This window comes from Clostridium massiliamazoniense, from assembly GCF_001403635.1.
Classification (GTDB): domain Bacteria; phylum Bacillota; class Clostridia; order Clostridiales; family Clostridiaceae; genus Sarcina; species Sarcina massiliamazoniense.
Genome location: NZ_LN879466.1, coordinates 301,017 through 322,142, shown reverse-complemented (window position 1 = coordinate 322,142; position 21,126 = coordinate 301,017). Strand labels below are relative to the sequence as shown.

The 21,126-nt window shown below is 27.8% G+C and carries 20 protein-coding genes; 3 read left to right on the top strand and 17 right to left on the bottom strand.

The window, feature by feature from the left end; genetic code table 11:
• Positions 1 to 36: 36 nt before the first annotated feature.
• From uvrB to ARA19_RS02445, 9 genes are all read right to left on the bottom strand, one after another.
• Positions 37 to 2,010, bottom strand: coding sequence for an excinuclease ABC subunit UvrB (gene uvrB / locus ARA19_RS02485; RefSeq protein ID WP_055069367.1), 1,974 nt, complete (start codon positions 2,008 to 2,010; stop codon positions 37 to 39).
• Positions 2,011 to 2,021: 11 nt separating this feature from the next.
• Entirely contained in the window at positions 2,022 to 3,347 is a 1,326-nt protein-coding gene (locus tag ARA19_RS02480; protein ID WP_055069366.1) for a hypothetical protein, read from the bottom strand.
• 22 nt (positions 3,348 to 3,369) lie between these two features.
• Entirely contained in the window at positions 3,370 to 4,611 is a 1,242-nt protein-coding gene (locus tag ARA19_RS02475) for a S41 family peptidase (RefSeq protein ID WP_147574347.1), read from the bottom strand.
• A gap of 394 nt (positions 4,612 to 5,005) precedes the next feature.
• Positions 5,006 to 5,908: a permease-like cell division protein FtsX gene (gene ftsX / locus ARA19_RS02470; protein ID WP_055069364.1), complete on the bottom strand. Its 903-nt coding sequence runs from the start codon at positions 5,906 to 5,908 to the stop codon at positions 5,006 to 5,008.
• The gene (gene ftsE, locus ARA19_RS02465; RefSeq protein ID WP_055069363.1) at positions 5,898 to 6,584 is read right to left on the bottom strand and encodes a cell division ATP-binding protein FtsE; all 687 of its coding nucleotides are present in this window, start codon (positions 6,582 to 6,584) and stop codon (positions 5,898 to 5,900) included. Before ftsE ends, ftsX begins: the two co-directional genes overlap by 11 nt.
• A 156-nt stretch (positions 6,585 to 6,740) precedes the next feature.
• Positions 6,741 to 7,586 carry a YitT family protein gene (locus ARA19_RS02460; RefSeq protein ID WP_055069362.1) on the bottom strand — a complete coding sequence of 282 codons (846 nt, stop codon included), beginning with the start codon at positions 7,584 to 7,586 and terminating at the stop codon, positions 6,741 to 6,743.
• Positions 7,587 to 7,679: 93 nt separating this feature from the next.
• Complete coding sequence (locus ARA19_RS02455) at positions 7,680 to 8,525, bottom strand: YitT family protein (RefSeq protein ID WP_055069361.1); 846 nt, start codon at positions 8,523 to 8,525, stop codon at positions 7,680 to 7,682.
• A gap of 489 nt (positions 8,526 to 9,014) precedes the next feature.
• Positions 9,015 to 9,956, bottom strand: coding sequence for a transketolase family protein (locus ARA19_RS02450; RefSeq protein WP_055069360.1), 942 nt, complete (start codon positions 9,954 to 9,956; stop codon positions 9,015 to 9,017).
• The gene (locus ARA19_RS02445; protein ID WP_055069359.1) at positions 9,956 to 10,780 is read right to left on the bottom strand and encodes a transketolase; all 825 of its coding nucleotides are present in this window, start codon (positions 10,778 to 10,780) and stop codon (positions 9,956 to 9,958) included. Before ARA19_RS02445 ends, ARA19_RS02450 begins: the two co-directional genes overlap by 1 nt.
• A gap of 467 nt (positions 10,781 to 11,247) precedes the next feature.
• Between ARA19_RS02445 and ARA19_RS02440 the strand changes: the two genes are divergently transcribed.
• The gene (locus ARA19_RS02440) at positions 11,248 to 13,134 is read left to right on the top strand and encodes a glycosyltransferase family 2 protein (protein ID WP_055069358.1); all 1,887 of its coding nucleotides are present in this window, start codon (positions 11,248 to 11,250) and stop codon (positions 13,132 to 13,134) included.
• 44 nt (positions 13,135 to 13,178) lie between these two features.
• On the opposite strand, the gene ARA19_RS02435 is transcribed toward ARA19_RS02440, so the two are convergent.
• The 6 genes from ARA19_RS02435 to ARA19_RS02410 all read right to left on the bottom strand — a co-directional run bounded on the left by ARA19_RS02435 (position 13,179) and on the right by ARA19_RS02410 (position 16,628).
• Positions 13,179 to 13,532 carry a type II toxin-antitoxin system PemK/MazF family toxin gene (locus ARA19_RS02435; protein ID WP_055069357.1) on the bottom strand — a complete coding sequence of 118 codons (354 nt, stop codon included), beginning with the start codon at positions 13,530 to 13,532 and terminating at the stop codon, positions 13,179 to 13,181.
• Positions 13,533 to 13,538: 6 nt separating this feature from the next.
• A complete protein-coding gene (locus ARA19_RS02430) occupies positions 13,539 to 13,766 on the bottom strand; it encodes a hypothetical protein (RefSeq protein ID WP_055069356.1) in 228 nt (75 codons plus the stop codon).
• Between the two features lie 128 nt (positions 13,767 to 13,894).
• Complete coding sequence (gene alr, locus ARA19_RS02425) at positions 13,895 to 15,052, bottom strand: alanine racemase (RefSeq protein ID WP_055069355.1); 1,158 nt, start codon at positions 15,050 to 15,052, stop codon at positions 13,895 to 13,897.
• A 52-nt stretch (positions 15,053 to 15,104) separates the two neighbouring features.
• Complete coding sequence (locus ARA19_RS02420) at positions 15,105 to 15,710, bottom strand: germination lipoprotein GerS-related protein (protein WP_055069354.1); 606 nt, start codon at positions 15,708 to 15,710, stop codon at positions 15,105 to 15,107.
• Positions 15,711 to 15,895: 185 nt separating this feature from the next.
• Positions 15,896 to 16,273 carry a holo-ACP synthase gene (acpS, locus tag ARA19_RS02415; protein ID WP_055069353.1) on the bottom strand — a complete coding sequence of 126 codons (378 nt, stop codon included), beginning with the start codon at positions 16,271 to 16,273 and terminating at the stop codon, positions 15,896 to 15,898.
• A 28-nt stretch (positions 16,274 to 16,301) separates the two neighbouring features.
• Positions 16,302 to 16,628, bottom strand: a complete 327-nt coding sequence (locus ARA19_RS02410) for a DUF6514 family protein (RefSeq protein ID WP_055069352.1) — start codon at positions 16,626 to 16,628, stop codon at positions 16,302 to 16,304.
• A 561-nt stretch (positions 16,629 to 17,189) separates the two neighbouring features.
• On the opposite strand from ARA19_RS02410, the gene ARA19_RS02405 reads away from it, so the two are divergent.
• Positions 17,190 to 18,389, top strand: coding sequence for an FprA family A-type flavoprotein (locus tag ARA19_RS02405; protein WP_055069351.1), 1,200 nt, complete (start codon positions 17,190 to 17,192; stop codon positions 18,387 to 18,389).
• Between the two features lie 49 nt (positions 18,390 to 18,438).
• Here ARA19_RS02405 and ARA19_RS02400 read toward each other — a convergent pair whose 3' ends face one another.
• Together ARA19_RS02400 and ARA19_RS02395 are read right to left on the bottom strand one after the other, a co-directional pair.
• Entirely contained in the window at positions 18,439 to 18,786 is a 348-nt protein-coding gene (locus ARA19_RS02400; protein WP_055069350.1) for a single-stranded DNA-binding protein, read from the bottom strand.
• Between the two features lie 78 nt (positions 18,787 to 18,864).
• Positions 18,865 to 19,695, bottom strand: a complete 831-nt coding sequence (locus tag ARA19_RS02395) for a YihY/virulence factor BrkB family protein (protein ID WP_055069349.1) — start codon at positions 19,693 to 19,695, stop codon at positions 18,865 to 18,867.
• A gap of 352 nt (positions 19,696 to 20,047) precedes the next feature.
• Here ARA19_RS02395 and ARA19_RS02390 point away from each other — a divergent pair, with 352 nt between their 5' ends.
• On the top strand, positions 20,048 to 21,106 hold the full coding sequence (locus tag ARA19_RS02390; RefSeq protein ID WP_055069348.1) for an LCP family protein: 1,059 nt from the start codon (positions 20,048 to 20,050) through the stop codon (positions 21,104 to 21,106).
• Positions 21,107 to 21,126 lie beyond the last annotated feature (20 nt).

The window sequence follows — 21,126 nt, the reverse complement described above, 5'->3', positions numbered from 1 at the left end:
ATTTTAAAGTTTTGCTATTATCAATAAATTATTATTCTATGAATTTTTTAACTCAGAGATTAAGTCTCTTAATTCAGCAGCTCTTTCAAAATTAAGATTTTTTGCGGCTTCTTTCATTTCTTTTTCATATTCTTTAATTAATTTATCTACTGGAATATCTTCTTTTGTTATTTTTTCCTTGGCTACTTCATAACTATTTCCTTCTTCTGCTACTGTTGTTGCCATTATAACGTCTCTAATATCTTTTGTTATTGTCTTAGGTATAATTCCATGCTCTATATTATACTCTTCCTGTATTTGTCTTCTTCTTTCAGTTTCCTTTATACATCTATCCATAGACTTTGTTATACTATCAGCATACATTATAACTTTACTTTCAGAATTTCTTGCTGCTCTTCCTACAGTCTGAATAAGTGAAGTTTCAGATCTTAAAAATCCCTCTTTATCTGCATCAAGTATGGCTACTAATGCAACTTCTGGAATATCTAAACCTTCTCTTAAAAGGTTTATTCCAACTAAAACATCTGCTTCACCAGTTCTTAAATCTTTTATTATCTTCATTCTTTCAATAGTATCTATGTCTGAATGCATATAGGTACACTTTATTCCTAAATCTTTAAAATAAGTCGTAACATCCTCTGCCATTTTCTTAGTTAAAGTTGTTACAAGAGTTCTGAAACCTCTTTTAGTAGTTTCTAAAATCTCTGAATATAAATCATCTATTTGTCCTCTTATAGGTCTTATTATTATATTAGGATCTAAAAGACCAGTAGGTCTTATTATTTGCTCAACTACTTCTGAAGAATTATCTATTTCATAAGCAGCAGGAGTTGCACTTACAAATACAACTTGATTCATCTTTTCTTCAAATTCTTTAAACTTTAATGGTCTATTATCATAAGCTGAAGGTAATCTAAAACCGTATTCAACTAAAGATTCCTTTCTTGACCTGTCTCCACCATACATTGCTCTTACTTGAGGTAATGTAACATGACTTTCATCTATGAACATTAAGTAATCCTCTGGAAAATAATCTAATAAAGTTTCAGGTGGTGTTCCTGGAGCTCTTCCATCTAGTATTCTAGAATAATTCTCTATTCCTTGACAATAGCCCATTTCTCTAATCATTTCTATATCATAATTTGTTCTTTGTTTTAATCTTTGCGCTTCTAAAAGTCTATCTTGAACTGTTAATTCCTTTAATCTATCTTCTAATTCAGCCTCTATTACCTTTATAGCTTTTTCTTGAGTTTCTGTAGATGTAGCAAAGTGAGAAGCTGGTGTTATAATAGCATGTTTTCTGCTTGCTATAACATTTCCTGTTAAAACATCAAACTCCTTTATACTATCAATTTCATCTCCAAAAAACTCTACTCTGATTCCTTTTGATGATGAGTTGGCTGGTATTATATCTAAACTATCCCCTCTTACTCTAAAAGTTCCTCTTGCAAAATTTATATCATTTCTTTCATATTGGATTTCTATAAGTTTTTTAATTACTTCATCTCTATCCTTTTCCATCCCTACTCTTAAGGATATAGTTAATTTTTTGTATTCTTCAGGATTACCTAATCCATAAATACAAGATACTGAAGCAACTATTATGACATCTCTTCTTTCTAAAAGTGCAGCTGTTGCTGAGTGCCTTAATTTATCTATTTCATCATTTATAGAAGCATCCTTTTCTATAAATGTATCAGTTTGAGCAACATATGCCTCTGGCTGATAATAATCATAGTATGAAACAAAATATTCTACTATATTATCTGGGAAAAACTCTCTAAATTCTGAACAAAGCTGTGCTGCTAAAGTTTTATTATGAGCTAATATAATCGTTGGTTTTTGAGTTCTTTCTATTATATTTGCCATAGTAAATGTTTTTCCTGAACCTGTTACTCCTAAAAGGGTTTGCCCTCTATTCCCTAACTCTATTGATTTAACTAATTCATCTATAGCCCTTGGCTGATCCCCTGTTGGTTTAAATTTTGAATGTATTTTAAATTCGCCCATCTTTATTACTCCTAATTTTTATCGCCTTTATTCTCAATTTCTTTTTCTCTAATGTCCATATTAATCAAATCAATTGAATTTTTACTTTCAATCTCTTTTTTTAACCTTTTTAATACTTCTTCAAATTTATTTTCTTCACTCTTATTAAGTTTATCTAAGCTATTAGGTACCAGTATTAAATGTAATTTTTCATTGTCTCTTAGATTAACTTCATGTAATTCCACAGAACCATTTTTCTTCAACAATTCTACTGTTATAATACTATAATACTCATTTTTTATTCTTATTATATCTCTTTCTTCCCTTACTTTAAATCCATTTACAGAGGTTATTTTATCTCCTGATTCAATTCCTATTGACCTTAATGGTGAATTAGGTAAGAAATCTAAAACTGAAATTCCATCATCAGATATATATGTATATTCCCTATTATTTTCTCTATATCTTTGATAACTTAACATGGCTTCATGTATTATAGGCATTAATAATAACGAACTCCCCTCAAAGTATATATTAACTCGAGAAAGTTGAGCTAATACCATTAATATTATAGCATAAAATATTATTATTCCTCCTGATTCCTTTGCCTTATTCTCTTTTGATAAGGTAAATGTTTTAGCTTTAAAACCTACCATAGCATATAAAGACATAGCAAAAAATATCATAGTTCCTAGAGTCTTAACATCTAACATACCTAATTTAGTTGCTAAATTTGATACTACAATTTCATCTTGCAATGGCTTATTTGCAGAAAACATGATTAATACAGTTGGCACTAACCAATTTCTACTTAATTTAAATCCCCCTATTATTCTCCCCTTATTTACTTTAAAGGTTGGTACAGCCCCTCTATATCCATCTAAAATTACCATTATTCCTTCAATTAAATGCATAATTGCCACAAATAAAATTAAAGACACTGTATTTATACTTATAATTTTATAATCTATTATTCCTTTAGAAAGATGACTTATTATTAATGCCCCTAAACCTAAAATAGCTCCAGAATATGAAAAACATATCATTCTTGGTTTATAAAACATAAGTATAAAAGATAAAATAAATAATGTTTCTATAGCAGAATTATCATCAAAGGTCACTCCTAAGATAAAAAGTAACATAGACGCCACTATTCCACCAATTATCCCTACTGTTAACTGAGAAAAAGTTAATTCAAGTGCTGAATTAACCTTTTCTCCAACTATATATTCTTGTTCTCTTTCAATATTTAAATTTTTTTTATAAAAAACTATTCCAACAGCAACTAAAGTTAATAATAAAATAGGATTTTCTAAAAATCTTAAACTGCTCTTTAAGGCATTTAGGATTAATTCCATAGTCTCTATACTCCTTCTTAAGTTATTTCTTTAGTATTTCTAAAGCCTTTTTAAATTGTGGATCTTCTGACCTGTCATAATCCTTTCTAGTTAAAGATTCTTTATACTCAACCTTAACATCAGGATTTACACCCTTTTTATGAATATTTTCACCATTTGGAGTGTAGTACTTTGATATTGTAAGCTTTAATCCCTTTCCTTCATCTTCATTTAAAACAGTTTGAACAATACCTTTGCCAAAGGTTGTTTCTCCAACTAATGTTCCAACTTTATAATCTCTAATAGCTCCTGCAACTATTTCTGATGCAGATGCTGAATTTCCATTTACAAGTACTGTTAATGGCATTCCTATAGCACTACCTCCAGTAGATAAGCTTTTCTCCTCTTTCCCATACTTATCCTTTGTTGATACTATAAGTTTCCCTTTTGGAATAAAATTAGAAACTATATCTACACATTCATTCATATATCCTCCAGGATTACCTCTTAAATCTAATACTAACTTCTTCATTCCAGCCTTTTTCAATGAAGTTAACTTTTCTTTGAAATCCTTAGCAACATTTTTTTCAAATGCAACTATTTGTATATATCCAACCTCATCATCTATCATTTCACCTTTAACATTTATCATTTTTACAACATCTCTTGTTACATCAACATTAAAGGTTCCTTTTCCTTCCCTCTCTAGTTTTAAATTTAAGACTTCCTTTGTTTTTCCTTTCATCATGTCAGTAGCTTTCTTTAAATCTTCACCAACAACCTTATTTCCATTTACCTCTAAAAGAACATCACCTGACTCAATTCCAGCCTTATCTGCAGGTCCTCCAGCTATAGGGTCCATTATTACTATTTTATTGTCTTGAACTCCTACTTGAATTCCTACTCCCATATATTCGCCTGAATTATGTTCGTTAAACTCCTCAAACTCTTCCTTATTCATATAATATGTGTAAGGATCATTTAAAGCTGCTGTCATCCCTTTAATAGCTCCTTCTATAAGCTTTTCTTCATCTATATCACCATCATAATATCTATAAAGCTGCTCTCTTATTTTAAATAATTCATCATATCCTTCCACATTTTTATTCATAGATTTAAAAACTGTTTGTAATTCATTTTTGTTAGTTAGTGGCATTATCCCATAAGCTGTTAATTTATTGCCTAAAAATAAGGCTGATAAAAAAATTACAGAAGTAAATACTGTAAAGACAATGGCTCTCCTAACCTTATAATTTTTATTTAATCCTCTATTTTTTTTCCTCAATATTTTCACCCTTTCAAGAGAAATTAATTATCTATTTTTACATATAAACCCATTATTAATTATAAACATAATTAATGAATAAAATATTTTATATTTATTGATTTATTATTAAGTGCTTAAAATTAATAAAACAAATATCTTTTATATATTTTTACCCACTTTAATTTATTTTATCCTTTATTTTTATGTTCCCTACTAAATACTTATGTTATACCCATCTAAATTCAGTTTCATTTTATGTATATTTCCCTTAAACCCTAACATCTATCATTTAATCTAATAAATAAAAAAATAGCTTAAAATACTATACTCTTTAAATTCGTACGTATCTTAAGCTATTTAAATATTACTTAAATTTTATTTAATTTTTTTATATCTATTATTATCTTATATTCTATACATCTAAGAATTTTCTTAATGCTATTATACTTCCTACAGCCCCTATAATTACACCAGCTATAACGAATTGCCATGACATAGTAGTTAATACATAGAATGGACTTATAAATTTCATTGTATAAATTGATGCAAGGAAGGAACTATATAACCAAGAATATATTCCGTATATAACCAGTATGGAAATTATGGACCCTACTAATCCTATTACTATACCTTCTATAATAAATGGCCATCTTATGAACCAGTCAGTAGCTCCAACAAATTTCATAATACCTATTTCTCTTCTTCTAGAGTAAACAGTTATTTTTATTGTATTCATTATTAAGAATAATGATACTCCTATTAATACTACAAATAATATTAATCCAACCCATCTTACTGTATTTGCAAAAGATGTTATGGCATTTACAACCTCTTGGTCATTTCCTACATCATTTACTCCAGCCATTAACTTTCCATTTGGCTTAACAGCTTTTATAACTGCATCTGCTGCTGTTGGCTCAGTTAAATCTACTACATAAGATGCTGGTAATGGGTTATTACTTTCTGTATAACCTTGTAATATTTCTTGAGAGTTTGATAATTGATTTTTAAAGTTTTCTAAAGCTTGTGCTTTACTTTCATAAGTTACTGATTTTACTCCCGGAACTGCTTTTATTGTATTTTCTATATTAGTTTGTTCCTCTTGAGTTACATTCTCTTGAAGGAAAACCTTCAATTGAACCTTAGATTGAACATCTTGAACACCAACACTTACATTTAGTGCTGTTAATAAAAAAGCTCCAAATACAACTAATGTTGTTAATACTGTTAAAGCTGATGCAATACTTATTGTTGCATTTCTCTTTAAACTTTTAAAGGCATCTGATATGAAATAAATAACACTATTAAACTTCATCTTCATATCCTCCCCTCTTAACATCCCTTACAACTTCACCTTTATCTATAGCTATAACCCTTCTTCTCATATCATCAACTATATCCTTTGCGTGAGTTGCCATTATTACAGTTGTACCAGCTTTATTTATATCATCTATTAAAGACATTATTTCTTGAGCTGTTTCAGGGTCTAAGTTACCTGTTGGCTCATCAGCAATAAGTAACTGTGGATTATTAACTATAGCCCTTGCTATAGACACTCTTTGTTGCTCCCCACCAGATAATTGATTTGGGAACATTTTGTATTTATTAGATAATCCAACTAAAGATAATACCATTGGTACTCTTTTTCTAATTTCTTTATCTGAAGCTTCTACAACCCTCATTGCAAAAGCCACATTTTCATAAACATTCAATGTAGGTATTAATCTAAAATCTTGGAATATCATACCTATTTTTCTTCTATGGTATGGTATTTGCTTTCTTTTTACTGTTGATAACTCTGTATCTCCCATTACAATATTTCCTGTAGTGGGTTCGACTTCTTTCAACAACATTTTTATAAAAGTGGATTTCCCCGCCCCACTAGGGCCTACTAGGAAAACAAATTCCCCAGCTTTAATTTTTATGTCCACATTAGATAGAGCTTTAACATCGTTCTTGTATACTTTAGATACATTCTTAAATTCTATCATCTAAACACTCCTAACTTTAGTTTTATACATCTTTCACATTCAAAAATTTTTTTGTAATTTTTATATTATATAATATTTTACATTATTCTTCAATTATTATAACATATTTTTTCATTATCTGATTCCTTTTTTGTATTTTTGTGCATACGCACTACTTTATTCCAAATCCTTAAATCCTTCCCCAAGAACCTCTTTAGCTTCACTTACGATAATAAATGCATCCTTGTCAATTTCCTTCATTGCTTTCTTCAATGCAATAAATTGTTTTTTACGAACTACAACATATAAAATCACTACTTCCTTCTTAGAATAAGAACCTTTTCCAATTATTCTTGTAGAACTTCTATCTATTTTATTTATAATAAAATCTTCTATTTCTGAAATTTTACTGCTTATTATCATTAATTGTTTACAATTATTAAAACCTTCTATAAATTTATCTGTCAATAATCCAGTAGTTATACAAGCTAATAAACCATATAATCCTCTTTCTGTTCCATAAGAAAAAATAGCTAAAATAATAACTACTCCATCTGCTATTAAAAGAGATTTTCCTACCTCTATATGGGTTAACTTATTCATTATTTGAGCTATTATAGATGTTCCACCTGTAGATGAACCTTCATTAAAAGACAAAGCCATTCCTATTGCTCCAATAGCACCTCCAAATATAGTAACAAGAAGTTGATTATTAGTTACTACATAGGGTGGTAAAAACTTCTCAAATCCAAGTAATACTAAAGATAAAGCAAAAGAAGCATATATGCTATCTAAAACAAATCTCTTTCCCATTATAAAATAAGCTATTATAAATAAAACTACATTTGCTATATTCATAAACATACCTGGTGATATAGGTAAATACTCACTAATAATAAGTGCAAAACCAGATACTCCTCCACTTATTATCTTATTAGGATAATAAAAGTATTGTAGTGAAATAGCTTCTAATATTACACCTAATGTTATAAAACTATATTTCCTCATAAAATCTCTACTCATAAGTTCCTCCTAAAATAAAATTATATAATTCTAACAAAAAAATAATAGTATAGAATTACTCTATACTATTATTTTCAAAATTTAATTATTATATTATTCTAAATCAGTAAAACCTTCACCTAAAACTTCCTTTGCATCGCTTACTGTTATAAAAGCTTCTGGATCAATTGTTTTTATTGCTTTTTTTATCATAACAAATTGTCTTCTATGTACTACAGCATATATTATGTCTACTTCATTACCTGAATATGCTCCCTCACCAACTACCTTTGTACAACCTCTTCCAACTTTATGCATTATGTATTTTTTAACTTCTTCACTTTTTTTACTTATTATAACTAATTGCTTACAATCACTAAATCCTTCTATGAACTTATCAGTTAAAAGACCTATTACAATACATGCTAATAATCCATATAACCCCTTATTTACCCCAAAAGCTGCTAATCCACATATTACAACAACACCATCAACTACTATAGTTGATTTACCAATATCAATATGGAAATACTTATTTACTATCTTAGCTATTATTGCAGTTCCACCAGTAGAAGCTCCTTCATTAAAGGCTAATGCTAGTCCTAAAGCTGCCACTATAGCTCCAAAAATTACTGTTAAAATGGGATCTTTAGTAACTACTACATTTGGAAAAGCTTTTTCTAATAATAGAAGTATTATTGAAAATGCAAAAGATGCATATATACTATCAGCAACAAATCTTTTTCCCAATGTAAAATAAGCTAATATAAATAATACCACGTTAGCTATATTCATAAATATCCCTGGAGATATAGGTGTAAAATCTCCTATAATAAGAGCTAATCCTGATACCCCACCACTAACTAAATCATTTGGATAATAAAAAAATTGTAGTGATGCTGCTAATAAAAAAACACCTAATGTAATATTGAAATATTTTTTTACTACTGCTTTATTCATTTCTTCTCCTCTTTTGTTTTATTTAATTTTAATTTATTTTATAAACTAGCCAATACTTTACCTTTTAACTTAATTAGTAAAAAACATTGACATATTCTTAAAGTAATTGTTATATACTACTGATAACAGTTCTATTTTAAATTATTTATCTATCCATTGCAAAAGAAAATTTACTTATATTAAAATAGGGATTATATCAAATTGAACAGTACCTTAATTTATATTACTTTTATAAACGTAGACTTAATTCAGGTGGAGTTTTAAATCTCATCTGAATGCTTAGTTCCACTTATCTAGAGGCCTAAGTCTATTTATATCTCCTACTTATAGAATATAGGAGTATTAGGGATTCTTTACATAAGTGAGTGATCACAAATAATGAACCTATATAGCTAGATAAAAGGCAGAAAGGATGTATCTGTAATTTGATACATCCTCTATCTTATTTAAATTATATCTTATTACAATAACAATCTATAATTATCTATATTATTTTAAACTTATAGCTTTTTTAACAGCTTCAACTATATTTATATCTTTTAAGCCATAAGCTTTTAATAATTCTTCTGGTTTTCCACTTTCTCCGAAAGTATCTTTAACTCCAACTCTAATAACTGGAACAGGCTTTTCTTCGCTTACTACCTCTGAAACAGCTGAACCTAATCCACCTATAATATTGTGCTCTTCAACAGTAACTATAGCTCCTGTTTCTTTAGCTGCCTTAACTAATATTTCTGAATCTATAGGTTTTAAAGTATGAATGTTTATAACTCTTGCTGAGATACCTTCTGCTTTTAACATTTTTTCTGCTGATAAGGCTTCATCAACCATTATTCCTGTTGCTACTATAGTAACATCATTTCCTTCAGTTAATTGAACACCTTTTCCTAATTCAAATTTATAATCTGGTCTGTCATTTATAACATTAACTCCAGCTCTTCCTAATCTTACATAACAAGGACCATTATATTCTGCAATGGCATTTATAACAGCTTCTGTTTCTACTGCATCTGATGGACATATTACTGTCATATTAGGTATAGCTCTCATTAAAGCTAAATCTTCTATTGATTGGTGTGATGCTCCATCTTCTCCAACTGTTAGACCTGCATGAGTAGCACATATTTTTACATTTAATCTTGGGTAACAAATTGAGTTTCTTATTTGCTCAAAAGCTCTTCCTGCTGCAAACATAGCAAATGTACTTGCAAATGGAACTTTTCCACATGTTGATAAACCTGCTGCTACAGTCATCATATTTCCTTCTGCAATCCCCATATTTATGAATCTTTCTGGGAATTCACTTTTAAAATCAGCTGTTTTAGTTGATTTTGAAAGGTCAGCATCTAAAACTACTACTTTATCATTAACTTTTCCTAACTTTGCTAAAGCTTTTCCGTAAGCTTCTCTAGTTGCTATTTTTCCTGCCATTACTTTTCCCCTCCTAATTCACTTAATGCTTGCTCACATTGCTCTTTATTTGGAGCTGCTCCATGCCATCCAGCTTGGTTTTCCATAAATGAAACACCTTTACCTTTTACAGTTTTTGCAACTATACAAGTTGGCATTCCCTTTGTAGCTCTAGCTTTTTCTAAAGCTCCTAATATTTCATCAAAGTTATGTCCATCTATAGTTATTACATTCCATCCAAAAGCTTCAAATTTTTTATCTATTGGTGAAGGATTCATTACTTTTGTAATATCTCCATCTATTTGTAATCCATTGAAGTCCACAAAAATTGTTAAGTTATCTAGTTTATAGTGTGCTGCTGACATTGCTGCTTCCCACACTTGACCTTCTTCTAATTCTCCATCACCTAGTAAAGAGTATACTCTATATTCTTTATTATCTAATTTGCCAGCTATAGCCATTCCAACAGCAGCTGAAATTCCTTGTCCTAATGAACCTGTTGACATATCTATTCCTGGTAAATCATTCATATTTGGATGTCCTTGAAGATTTGAACCAAACTTTCTTAAAGTCTTTAACTCCTCTACATCAAAATACCCTCTTCTAGCTAAAGTACTATATAAAACAGGGGCTGCATGTCCTTTTGACAATACAAATCTATCTCTATTTGGATCTTTCTCATTTTTTGGATCTACATTCATTTCATTGAAATATAAAGTTGTTAAAATATCTGCTGCTGATAAAGATCCACCTGGATGTCCTGATGCCGATTCAGTTAACATAGTTACTATATCTTTTCTTACAGTAGTTGCTATGTTCCTTAATTCTTCCACATTCTTTTTCATACTAACCCTCCTACTTATTAAAAAAGAAAATTTGAGTACACTTATTAAAATATCAATTTAATAAATAAACATTTTTAATATATTATTTACTTTTTCTAACCATTTTATTTTAACATATTTCTTATTGTTTTCCTATAAAAAAAACCTTAATTGAATAATCTTTATGCTTTTATAAGACATTATAGAATATATTAATCTATTATTAAGCATATACTTTTGTAATCTTTTACTTAATAGTTTTAAAATTATTATCAATTAGTATAAAAGTTTATTCTTATACTCTAACCTTTTATTATTTTCTCTTTTAAATAGAATATACTTTTTTCCTTTTTTTAATCATTCAAAATTATTCTAAATCTATTTGCTAACTTATGTTATAATAATACTGTTTTTGAAGTAATAAACTTTTATTTAAATTAAAATTTTGCTTATATTTAAAACAATACTTAAATGAAGGAGATAAAGTTTTGACTAACCTTGAAGAAATTTACTTAATAACTTTATTATTTATTTTACTAGTTTCTTATTTACTTCATTTTAAAGTAAAGAGTGCTAGATATGTAATAATGCTCTGTGGTGTTATTTCATCCATAGTATATATTATATGGAGATTTACAGTTATTCCCCCACACGGTCTATCTCTAGTATTAGGAAGCTTATTATTGATTGCTGAATTAATGGGAATAATTCAATTTTTTAATTTCGGGTACTTTTCTACCCGTAAGTATAAATTAGAAAAAAAAGAATTAAAGAATCCTTTTAGTTCAACACTTCCAACTGTTGATATATTAATATGTACTTATAATGAACCCGTAGATTTGCTAAAAAAAACTGCTATAGCAGCTAAATGTTTAAACTATAACAAAGAGAAACTTAATATTTTTATTTGTGATGATGGTAAACGTAAGGAAGTAAAAGAACTTTGCTTAGAATATGGGTTAAAGTATATCACTAGAGATTCCAATGAGGGTGCTAAAGCTGGAAATATTAATAATGCATTAAAATTTGCTAAGGGCGAATTTGTTTCCATTTTGGATGCTGATATGATTGCTAAAAATAATTTTTTAGTAAAAACAATGCAATATTTTTTAGATGATGACTTATTAGCTTTTGTACAGGTTCCTCAAAGTTATTACAATGCTGATATGTATCAATATAATATGATACGTTCAATGCCTAATGAACAAGATTTGTTCATGAGAGATATTCAGGAAGCAAGAGCTTCACTTAATGCAGTACTTCACGTTGGTACTAATGCAATTTTTAGAAGAGAACATCTTGATTCCATCGGAGGTTTTCCTACATTTTCAATAACCGAAGATATGGCCTTAGGAATGATACTTCAATCTAAGGGATATAATTCTATTTTAGTTAATGAACCTCTTGTTTTAGGATTAAGTGCTACAACTCTCGAAGAATCAATAAAACAAAGAAAACGTTGGGCTAGAGGAAATGTCCAAGTATTCAAAAAACATAATCCTTTATTTTCAAAAGGACTAACAATTAAACAAAGAATAGCCTATATAGACGGATTAATTTATTGGTTTTCTAGTATACAGAAAATAATTTATATTATAGCTCCAATGTTTTATTTATTATTTGGAATTTTATCAATAAATTCATCAGTACCTAGGTTATTGTCTTTTTATATTCCTTTTTTACTATCTCAAATGCTAGTATTTAAAATACTGTCTCCTGGAACACGAACTCTAAAGTGGTCTCATTATTATGAAACAGTTATGGCTCCTAGCATTAGTGGTGCAATATTAAGTGAACTTCTTTCTCTTAAATCTATAGGTTTTAAAGTTACAGCAAAAGATGTAACTTATGAAAAAGCGTATTTTCAACTTAGATTTATACTCCCACATTTAATATTGCTTATTGGGACAGTATTATCTTGGTGTATATCAGGTTATCTAATTTATAAAGGTGTTGTTTTTCCAACTTATGTGCTTTTAAATATAGCTTGGAGCATTTATAATGGATTTGGACTTTTTACAGCAATTAAAGTTGCTTATCAAAAACCTATATTCAGAAGCAGTGAAAGAATTGAACTAGACAATAAAATAGCAGTTCCTTTTTCTACAGGTAATACTAAAAGTACTGTTTTAATTAATGATATATCGGACAAGGGTATGGGGTGCTACCTTACAGAAAATTTAAATTTAAGCGTCAATGAAGATATAACCTTAAAATTAAATGAAATAAATATTGGTGGAAAAGTTGTAAGAAAGAATAATAATCTTATAGGCATTCAATTCAAAGATCTAAATCAAAAACAAACTATTGAAGTAATAAAATTATATATAGAGAACTTAAAACCTTATTATGAATTAAAAAGGGATATGGATTAAAAAAATGGGAATGTATTGAAATCTCATACATTCCCATTTTTTATTTATCCTAAATTTAAGCTTATACTTAAAGCCTTATTCACTTTATTCATATCTATTTCAGTCATATGTCCAATCTTTTCTTTTAATCTTCTCTTATCTAAAGTCCTAATTTGCTCTAAGAGAACTACTGAATCTCTATTTAATCCATATTCTTCAGATGATATCTCTACATGAGTTGGCAACTTGGCTTTATTAATTTGAGAAGTTATAGCTGCAACTATTACAGTTGGGCTATATCTATTACCTATATCATTTTGGATAATTATAACAGGTCTTATTCCCCCCTGCTCTGACCCTACTACTGGACTTAAATCCGCGTAGAATATATCGCCTCTTTTTACATTAATATTTGTCATTTATAATCACACTCCGCAAAGCCACATCTCATAATCTATACTATCTTCATATTCTGAAGTACTAGCTTCATTAGAGTATTGTAGGTTTAATTCCCCCATTTGCTCGTACCCTTTTTTCATAAGTTCTAACATCTCTATACTATATGATATTACTTCTTCATTATTTAATTGACATTTTTTTTCGTTTTCAAATTCAAAATATTTTTGTTTTGTTAATTCCTTTAAATGTGACATAACTATTGCTCTCCTTTTTTAACAAATAATCTTATAAAAAGAGTTTTATACTGTCTTTAAATTATATTATATAATTCATCACAAATCAAAGGTTTATTCTAAAATTTTATAAAAAATTCTTCATGTTTCTACAGATAATTCTTTATTTTAATTATTTTTCCATCATTTATATAAACTCTAGGAACTCTATTCTTAATCATGCATAGAACTTCATAGCTTATTGTTCCAAGTAATTCTGCTATATCATCAGCATCCATCTTTATATTAGAATCTTCCCCTAAAAGAATTACTTCATCTCCTAATTTTATGTCTTCTATATCCGTTAAGTCTATCATACATTGATCCATACATATTTTTCCTACAACAGGTGCAAATTTTCCATTTACTAAAACCTTCCCTGTCCCTGTTAAAGATCTGCTGTATCCATCTGCATAACCAATTGGTAAAGTACCTATTTTACTTTCTCTTTCTGTTTTAAAAGTTCTTCCATAACTTATATACATATCTTTATGTAATGTTTTTAAATTAGCTATCTTTGCTTTTAGTGTTAAAACAGGTTTAATTTTTATTAAATCTTTTTTGACTTCCTCAGAAGGATAATAACCATATAAGATTATTCCTGGTCTCACTGCATCTAAATAAGTTTCCTCTAAATCAATTATAGCTGCACTATTTGAAACATGTTTTAGAGGAATTTTTATTCCTGTTTCTTCAATAGCATTACAAACATACTTAAATTTTTCATATTGCATCATTGAATATTCCTTATCTGCTTCATCTGAAGTAGCAAAATGAGTAAATATTCCTTCTACTTTTATCCCTGGTAATTTAAATATTTTTTTAATTTCTTCTATGGATTCTTCATTTGGTAAGAATCCAATTCTTCCCATCCCTGTATCTAATGCTATATGAACCTTAGCCTTAGAATTTAATTTTATTGCTTCATCTGATAAGTTCTTGGCATATTCATAATTATAAACTGTTTGTTCTATTTCATTAGTTATTATCTCTTTACTGAAATCTAAAGGAGTAAACCCTAATATTATAATAGGAGCACTTATTTTAGCTCTTCTTAACTCTAAAGCCTCTGTTATTACTGCAACAGCCAATCTTGTTGCTCCATTTTCCAATAAAACTGGAGCAACATCTACTGCACCATGGCCATAAGCATTTGCTTTTACAGTTGCTATTATTTCTTTATCTCCTACTTTGCTTTTAATTGCCTTTATATTATTTTTTAAGTTATTTAAATTAATTTCAGCCCAAACTGGTCTTATGCTATCCATTGTTATCCACCTCTTAATATAGCTACTAACCTTTTTCTTAGGTTTATTTCTTTTATTTTAATTTTTTGAAATTAGAATAGTTAACTTCTACTCTCTCTTTCCCCTTATCATCATATATAGATAAAGATTTTACCACTTTATTATTTTTATCTACTTTTAATAAAGCTTTATGAAAATTCACATTTTTGCTATTCGTTAAAAATTCAACTCGAATAATATTTTCATCATTCTCGTCTAAAGTATATGTTGTTGAATCTTCTTTTAAATATTTTGGTATTTCATTAATTAAAAAATACCTGTAGAACTCATCATATGACCTATCTACCGTATAAGTTTTATCTTTTATACCTTTCTCCTCATCATCAAAATAATGAATTTTTATTTTGTCATCAGTGAAAGTTTGTTCCACATAACCTAAATTGATTTTTGCTCCATCTTCTCTACTATACTCTAAGGTTCCTTTTTCAACAAATTCCCCTCTAGAATTTTTACAATTATAAGTTATATCCGTTGAGTATTTAGATACAGTTAACGCCTTTTTAACCGTATTATCAATACTTTCTTTAGGAGCAAATTGTTTTAAAAAGAAAATACCCACTAAAATTAGTAAAATAATTAAAACTCCAACTAATACTGCTATTAATTTTTTATTTTTCATCCTTCCTCCAAATAAAGAACTATACAGTACATAGTATTATGTTTTAATTCAAATTATTACCTTTTATAAATGAAGTTTTAATCTTTTTTCTTTAATTTTTCTTATTTTTATTAATATGTAACATTTTAACGCTAAAAATATTATTAATATTTAATTTTATGTAATTCTTAATGGTCTATTTTAAATTAATTTTCAATTATGACATTTGCTATAGAATTTTCTTTATTATGAGAAATACTTAAATGAATTTTTATATTTTTCAGTCCTCTTTCATTTAAAACTGTACTCACCTTTTCACTAAACTCTATATAAGGCTTCCCTAATTCGTCCCTTAAAACTTCTATATCTTCTAAAGAAAAACCTCTAAATCCAGTACCTATAGCTTTACTAAGAGCCTCTTTAGCAGCAAAGCTTCCAGCTATGCTTTCAGCCTTATATGATTTAGCTTTAAAATAATCTATTTCTCTTTCTGAAAAATTTCTATACAAAAATCTTTCTGTTCTTTCAACAGCTTTTTTTACTCTTGATATTTCTATAATATCTATACCTATTCCAACTATCATGCCAATTCCTTATATCTTGCTAAACAATTTAAACACAGAATAGTTCTTTATTCAGACTATACCTCTCTATAGTATTATCAGAATATGCACCTAATATATCAATTAAATGTATAGGAGATACTTGATTTTCCCAAACCATTTCTAATAATTCTAAAGCTTTGGTTCTATCAGTTTCTACATAATCCATATATTCTCTTTCTATGTTTACTAAATTATTTTTTTCAAAATCATGCCTTTCTATTTCTATTCCATAAAAATCCTCATCCTCGTAATTCTTTACAGTAAGTCTATAAAAATATTCTTTTTGTGAATTTTCATCATAAAAATTTCTCTTTAAACTCTCAACAACTAACATCATGCTCCCCCATTCACCAAAATATTATAAATCCCTTTAAGTTAATTTAGTTTAAAATAAAGTTTCACTTTTATTCCACAACCTTATATTACCATTAATAGACAAAAAAAACTGTCAAACCTTGGGCTGAATAAATTTTTTTTTCTATTAATTAATTACATATATCTACTTTTTATAACCAATTTTATACATTTATTCTATTTATTTAAAATTATTTTCCTGATGTTATTGTCGAGTTTTGTTCTATTAAAAAAACAAATTTTATACATATTTTATGTTCTGATGTTTCTTTTATTTTTAACTATTATCATTCTAATCTAGCTTTACATAAAATCAAATATCACAAATTTATAATAACTTATATGGTATATTTTTTCAATTTTTTTATTACCTCTTCTTTTTCAATTTTTTATTTTTATTAAGTTTTGTTCACAATTTGAAATTTCTTTCTTTTTTGAGTTATAATATGTATGGCTATTATTACTATTTACATTATATATAATGAGAGGAGGAAGTTATTACTATATATAACTGACTAAATTACAGTAATAACTATTTTTTATGAAATCATTACAAATAAAAAAAGATTTATATTGGGTTGGAGCTTTAGACCACAAACTTAGAATATTTGATATTATAATGTATACACCTTATGGCACATCTTATAACTCTTACGTTTTAAAGGGTTCAGAAGGTATTGCCATTTTTGAAACTGTTAAAGAAGAATTTTTTGATGAATATGTAGCAAGATTAAAGCATATGGATTTAAACTTTGATGAAATATCATACATTGTTGTTAACCATACAGAACCTGACCATGCTGGTTCTGTTGCTAAACTACTTGAATTAGCACCTAATGCTAAAGTAGTTGGTTCCGCTATAGCCTTAAAATATTTATGTGCTATAACTAATAAAAAATTTGATTTTATAGAAGCTAAAGATGGAGATACTTTATCTCTTGGAAATAAAACCTTAAGATTTATAAGTGCACCAATGCTACATTGGCCTGATTCTATGTATACTTATATAGAAGAAGAAAAAACATTATTAACTTGTGATTCTTTTGGTAGTCATTACTGCATAGATGAAGTATTTAATGATTTTATAAAGGATAAAGATGCTTATAATGAAGCATTAAAATATTATTTTGATTGTATATTAGGACCATTTAAGCCATTTATGCTTAAAGCTATTGCTAAAATAGAACCACTTGATATAGATGTTATCTGTCCAGGTCATGGTCCTGTATTAAGAGAAAATCCTATGGATATCGTAAATACTTGTAAAGGTTGGTGTGCTCCAGCTAAGGAAAATGAAATTAAAAAAATAGTAATTCCTTATGTTTCTGCTTATGGTTATACCGGATCAATGGCTAAAGAAATTCTTAGAGGAATTCAATCAGTAGGAAACTTTGACGTAAAATTATACAACATAATTGAACATGATATGGATGATATTGTAGCAGATATAAATACAGCTGATGCTCTAATAGTTGGTTCTCCTACTATTCTTGGCGACATGCTTGAACCAGTTAGAGAAGTTCTTTGCAAACTAAATCCTGTAATTCATGGTGGTAAAGTTGCAGCAGCCTTTGGTTCTTATGGATGGAGTGGTGAAGGTGTTCCTAGAATAGAAAGCAGATTAAAAGAACTTAAAATGAAGATGCCAGTTCCTTCAGCAAATATTAATTTTAAACCTTCTGATAAGGAATTAGATATTTGCTTTAATTTAGGAGCTAAAATAGCAGAATCAATTTTATAATAAAAAGGTACTATGTTAAAGTAAATAACATAGTACCTTTTCCCTTTATCTATTGAATCTCTTCTATATTATGCTTTTCTGGAAAGTAAATTTTTCTGAAATCATCCACTGAAACCTCTATGAAATATCTTCTTTTTCCTTCACCATCTTCATAATTTTTAGTTATTAATCTTCCACTAACACTTATAATATCTCCTTTAGATAAGTAGTTACAAGCTGCTTCAGCTCTTCTATCCCACATTATCAACGGTATAAAATCTGATTTTCTTTCTCCCGTTGATGATTTATAATTTCTTTTCACAGCTATAGTTATTTTAGTGTATACTTTATCACTATTTTCTATAGTTTTTAACTCTGGATTTTTTACTAATCGCCCTAATAAAACTATTTTATTCATAATAATATCCTCCTAAATTAATTCTTTATAAATTCTAACCATTGTTTTAATTTATATACAAAATTTAGAACGATATTTTTATTTAAATTCTTTGTTTTCCTTATCTAATAATATTACATTTACTTCTCCACCTAATATTAGTATAAAAGAGGTTAAAAATATCCAAGTCATAAATATAAAAACTGCTCCCAAACTACCATACAATCTTGAATAATTGCTAAAATTATTTACATAATATGCAAAAGCATAAGAAGATAATATCCAACCTAAAGTTGTAAATGCAGCACCTGGCACGGCATTATACCAACCAATTCTTTTACATGGTATTAACTCATACATCACTGTGAATGCTATTATTAAAAATAAAGTTAATATTATATTTTTCCCTATTCCTAATATTAGCATAAATGCACCTGAATAAGATGTATTTATTATAATAAAGTTCTTTATATACTCTCCAAAAACAAATAAGAAAAGAGTTATAACTATTACTATAGCTAAAATTAATACAGATATTATTGATATTAATTTAACTTTTATAAATGACCTTTTTTCTTCTATGCCATAAGCTTTATTCAGTCCTCTTATTACAGCTCCAAAACCAGAAGATGAAACCCATAATGTTAATAATATACTTCCCCATAATAAACCCGCTTGTTGGCTATTTACAACCTCTAAAACAGTACTTTGAACTAATTCATAAGCTGGTAATGGCATTATGTTTTTAAGTAAAGTCAAAACTTCTTCACTATTTAAATGTAAATAACCTATTACAGTCATTATAAAAATAATAAATGGAAAAAAAGATAATATCAAATTATAGGCCAATTGTGATGATAAAGCATATATGTCATCTTCCATTATCTTCTTAAAAAATCTAAGAAATCCCGATAATATTCTATTTTTCATAAACTCACCTATTTAAATTATAAATTCATTTTTATTTACCTAAATTCATTTTCTCTTAAATATACTCACCACTCTTTCACTTTAATGTAATTAAAATTAATTATTTTTTCTTTTTTTAAAATCACCTTATTTTTACTTATCTTCTATCAATATATATACTATATTTTATCATTGTTTACACTTCAGCACTATTTTTTTAACAACTTAATAGTATAATTTACTTAATTATACTTATTATATCTTCTCTAAAAAGAAGGTAATTTCCACAGTTCTTTATTCAAGTTTTTTAATGCAATATTTTATATTATATATTTTGTATTAAAATTTATAAATTATTTAAGGGGGATAAAAAATGAGTTATGATAAAAACTCTTCTAAAAAAACAATGAACAAAAGACCAAATAACTCTACTGTACCATCTAGAAAGAAAAAGAAAAAAAACAAAAAAAAGATTATACTTTTATCTATTATATTTCTCATGCTTTTTGCTGTAGTTTCTGGTGGAACTTATGTGTTCTTTATCCTAAGCAAAATTAATACTCAAAAAATAGATAAAGATTTAAACTCTCTTGGCATATCAGATGATAAGTTTCATGATGATGTAGTTAATATAGCCTTATTCGGTATAGATGGAAGAACAAAAAATGAGAGGGGTCGTTCTGATGCAACTATGGTTGCTTCTTTTGATAAAAAACATAAAAAAATAAAATTAACCTCAATAATGAGAGATAGCTATGTTTCTATTGATGGTCATGGAGAAGATAAACTTAATCATGCTTATGCCTTTGGAGGACCTCAATTAGCAATAAAAACACTTAACCAAAACTTTGGATTGAATATAAAAGATTATATCTCAGTAAATTTTGAAGATTTAGCTCATATAATTGATAATCTTGGTGGAGTAAAAATAAATATTAAAGATTATGAAGTAAAATATGTAAATGATTATGTAAAAGATGTATCTCTAGTAACAGGGTTAGCTGGGAACCCTATAAGTGGAGCTGGTGAACAAACACTTTCAGGCGTACAAGCTGTAGCCTATAGTAGAATAAGATACGTTGGTGATGGTGATTATGAAAGAACTCAAAGACAAAGGACTATTTTAGAAGGATTATTTAATAAAATCAATGCTTTGCCAGCGAGTAAATTACCTAGCGTCATAAGTAACTTACTACCTTATGTTGAAACTAGCTTAACTACAACAGATTTAATTTCCTTAGGAACTCAAATTTTAAGTTCTGGAATTAGTGACATGGAACAAGAACGTTTTCCTACAGATGAGCATAGTGAAGGTAAAATATTTAGAAGAACACCAAATTCTACTGCTCAATGGTACTTAACTTTTGATAAAGAAATTACTAAAAAGCAAATTTTTAATTATATAAATGAAGATATAAAGCCAGTTAATTAAACTGAAACTATATAAGAAAT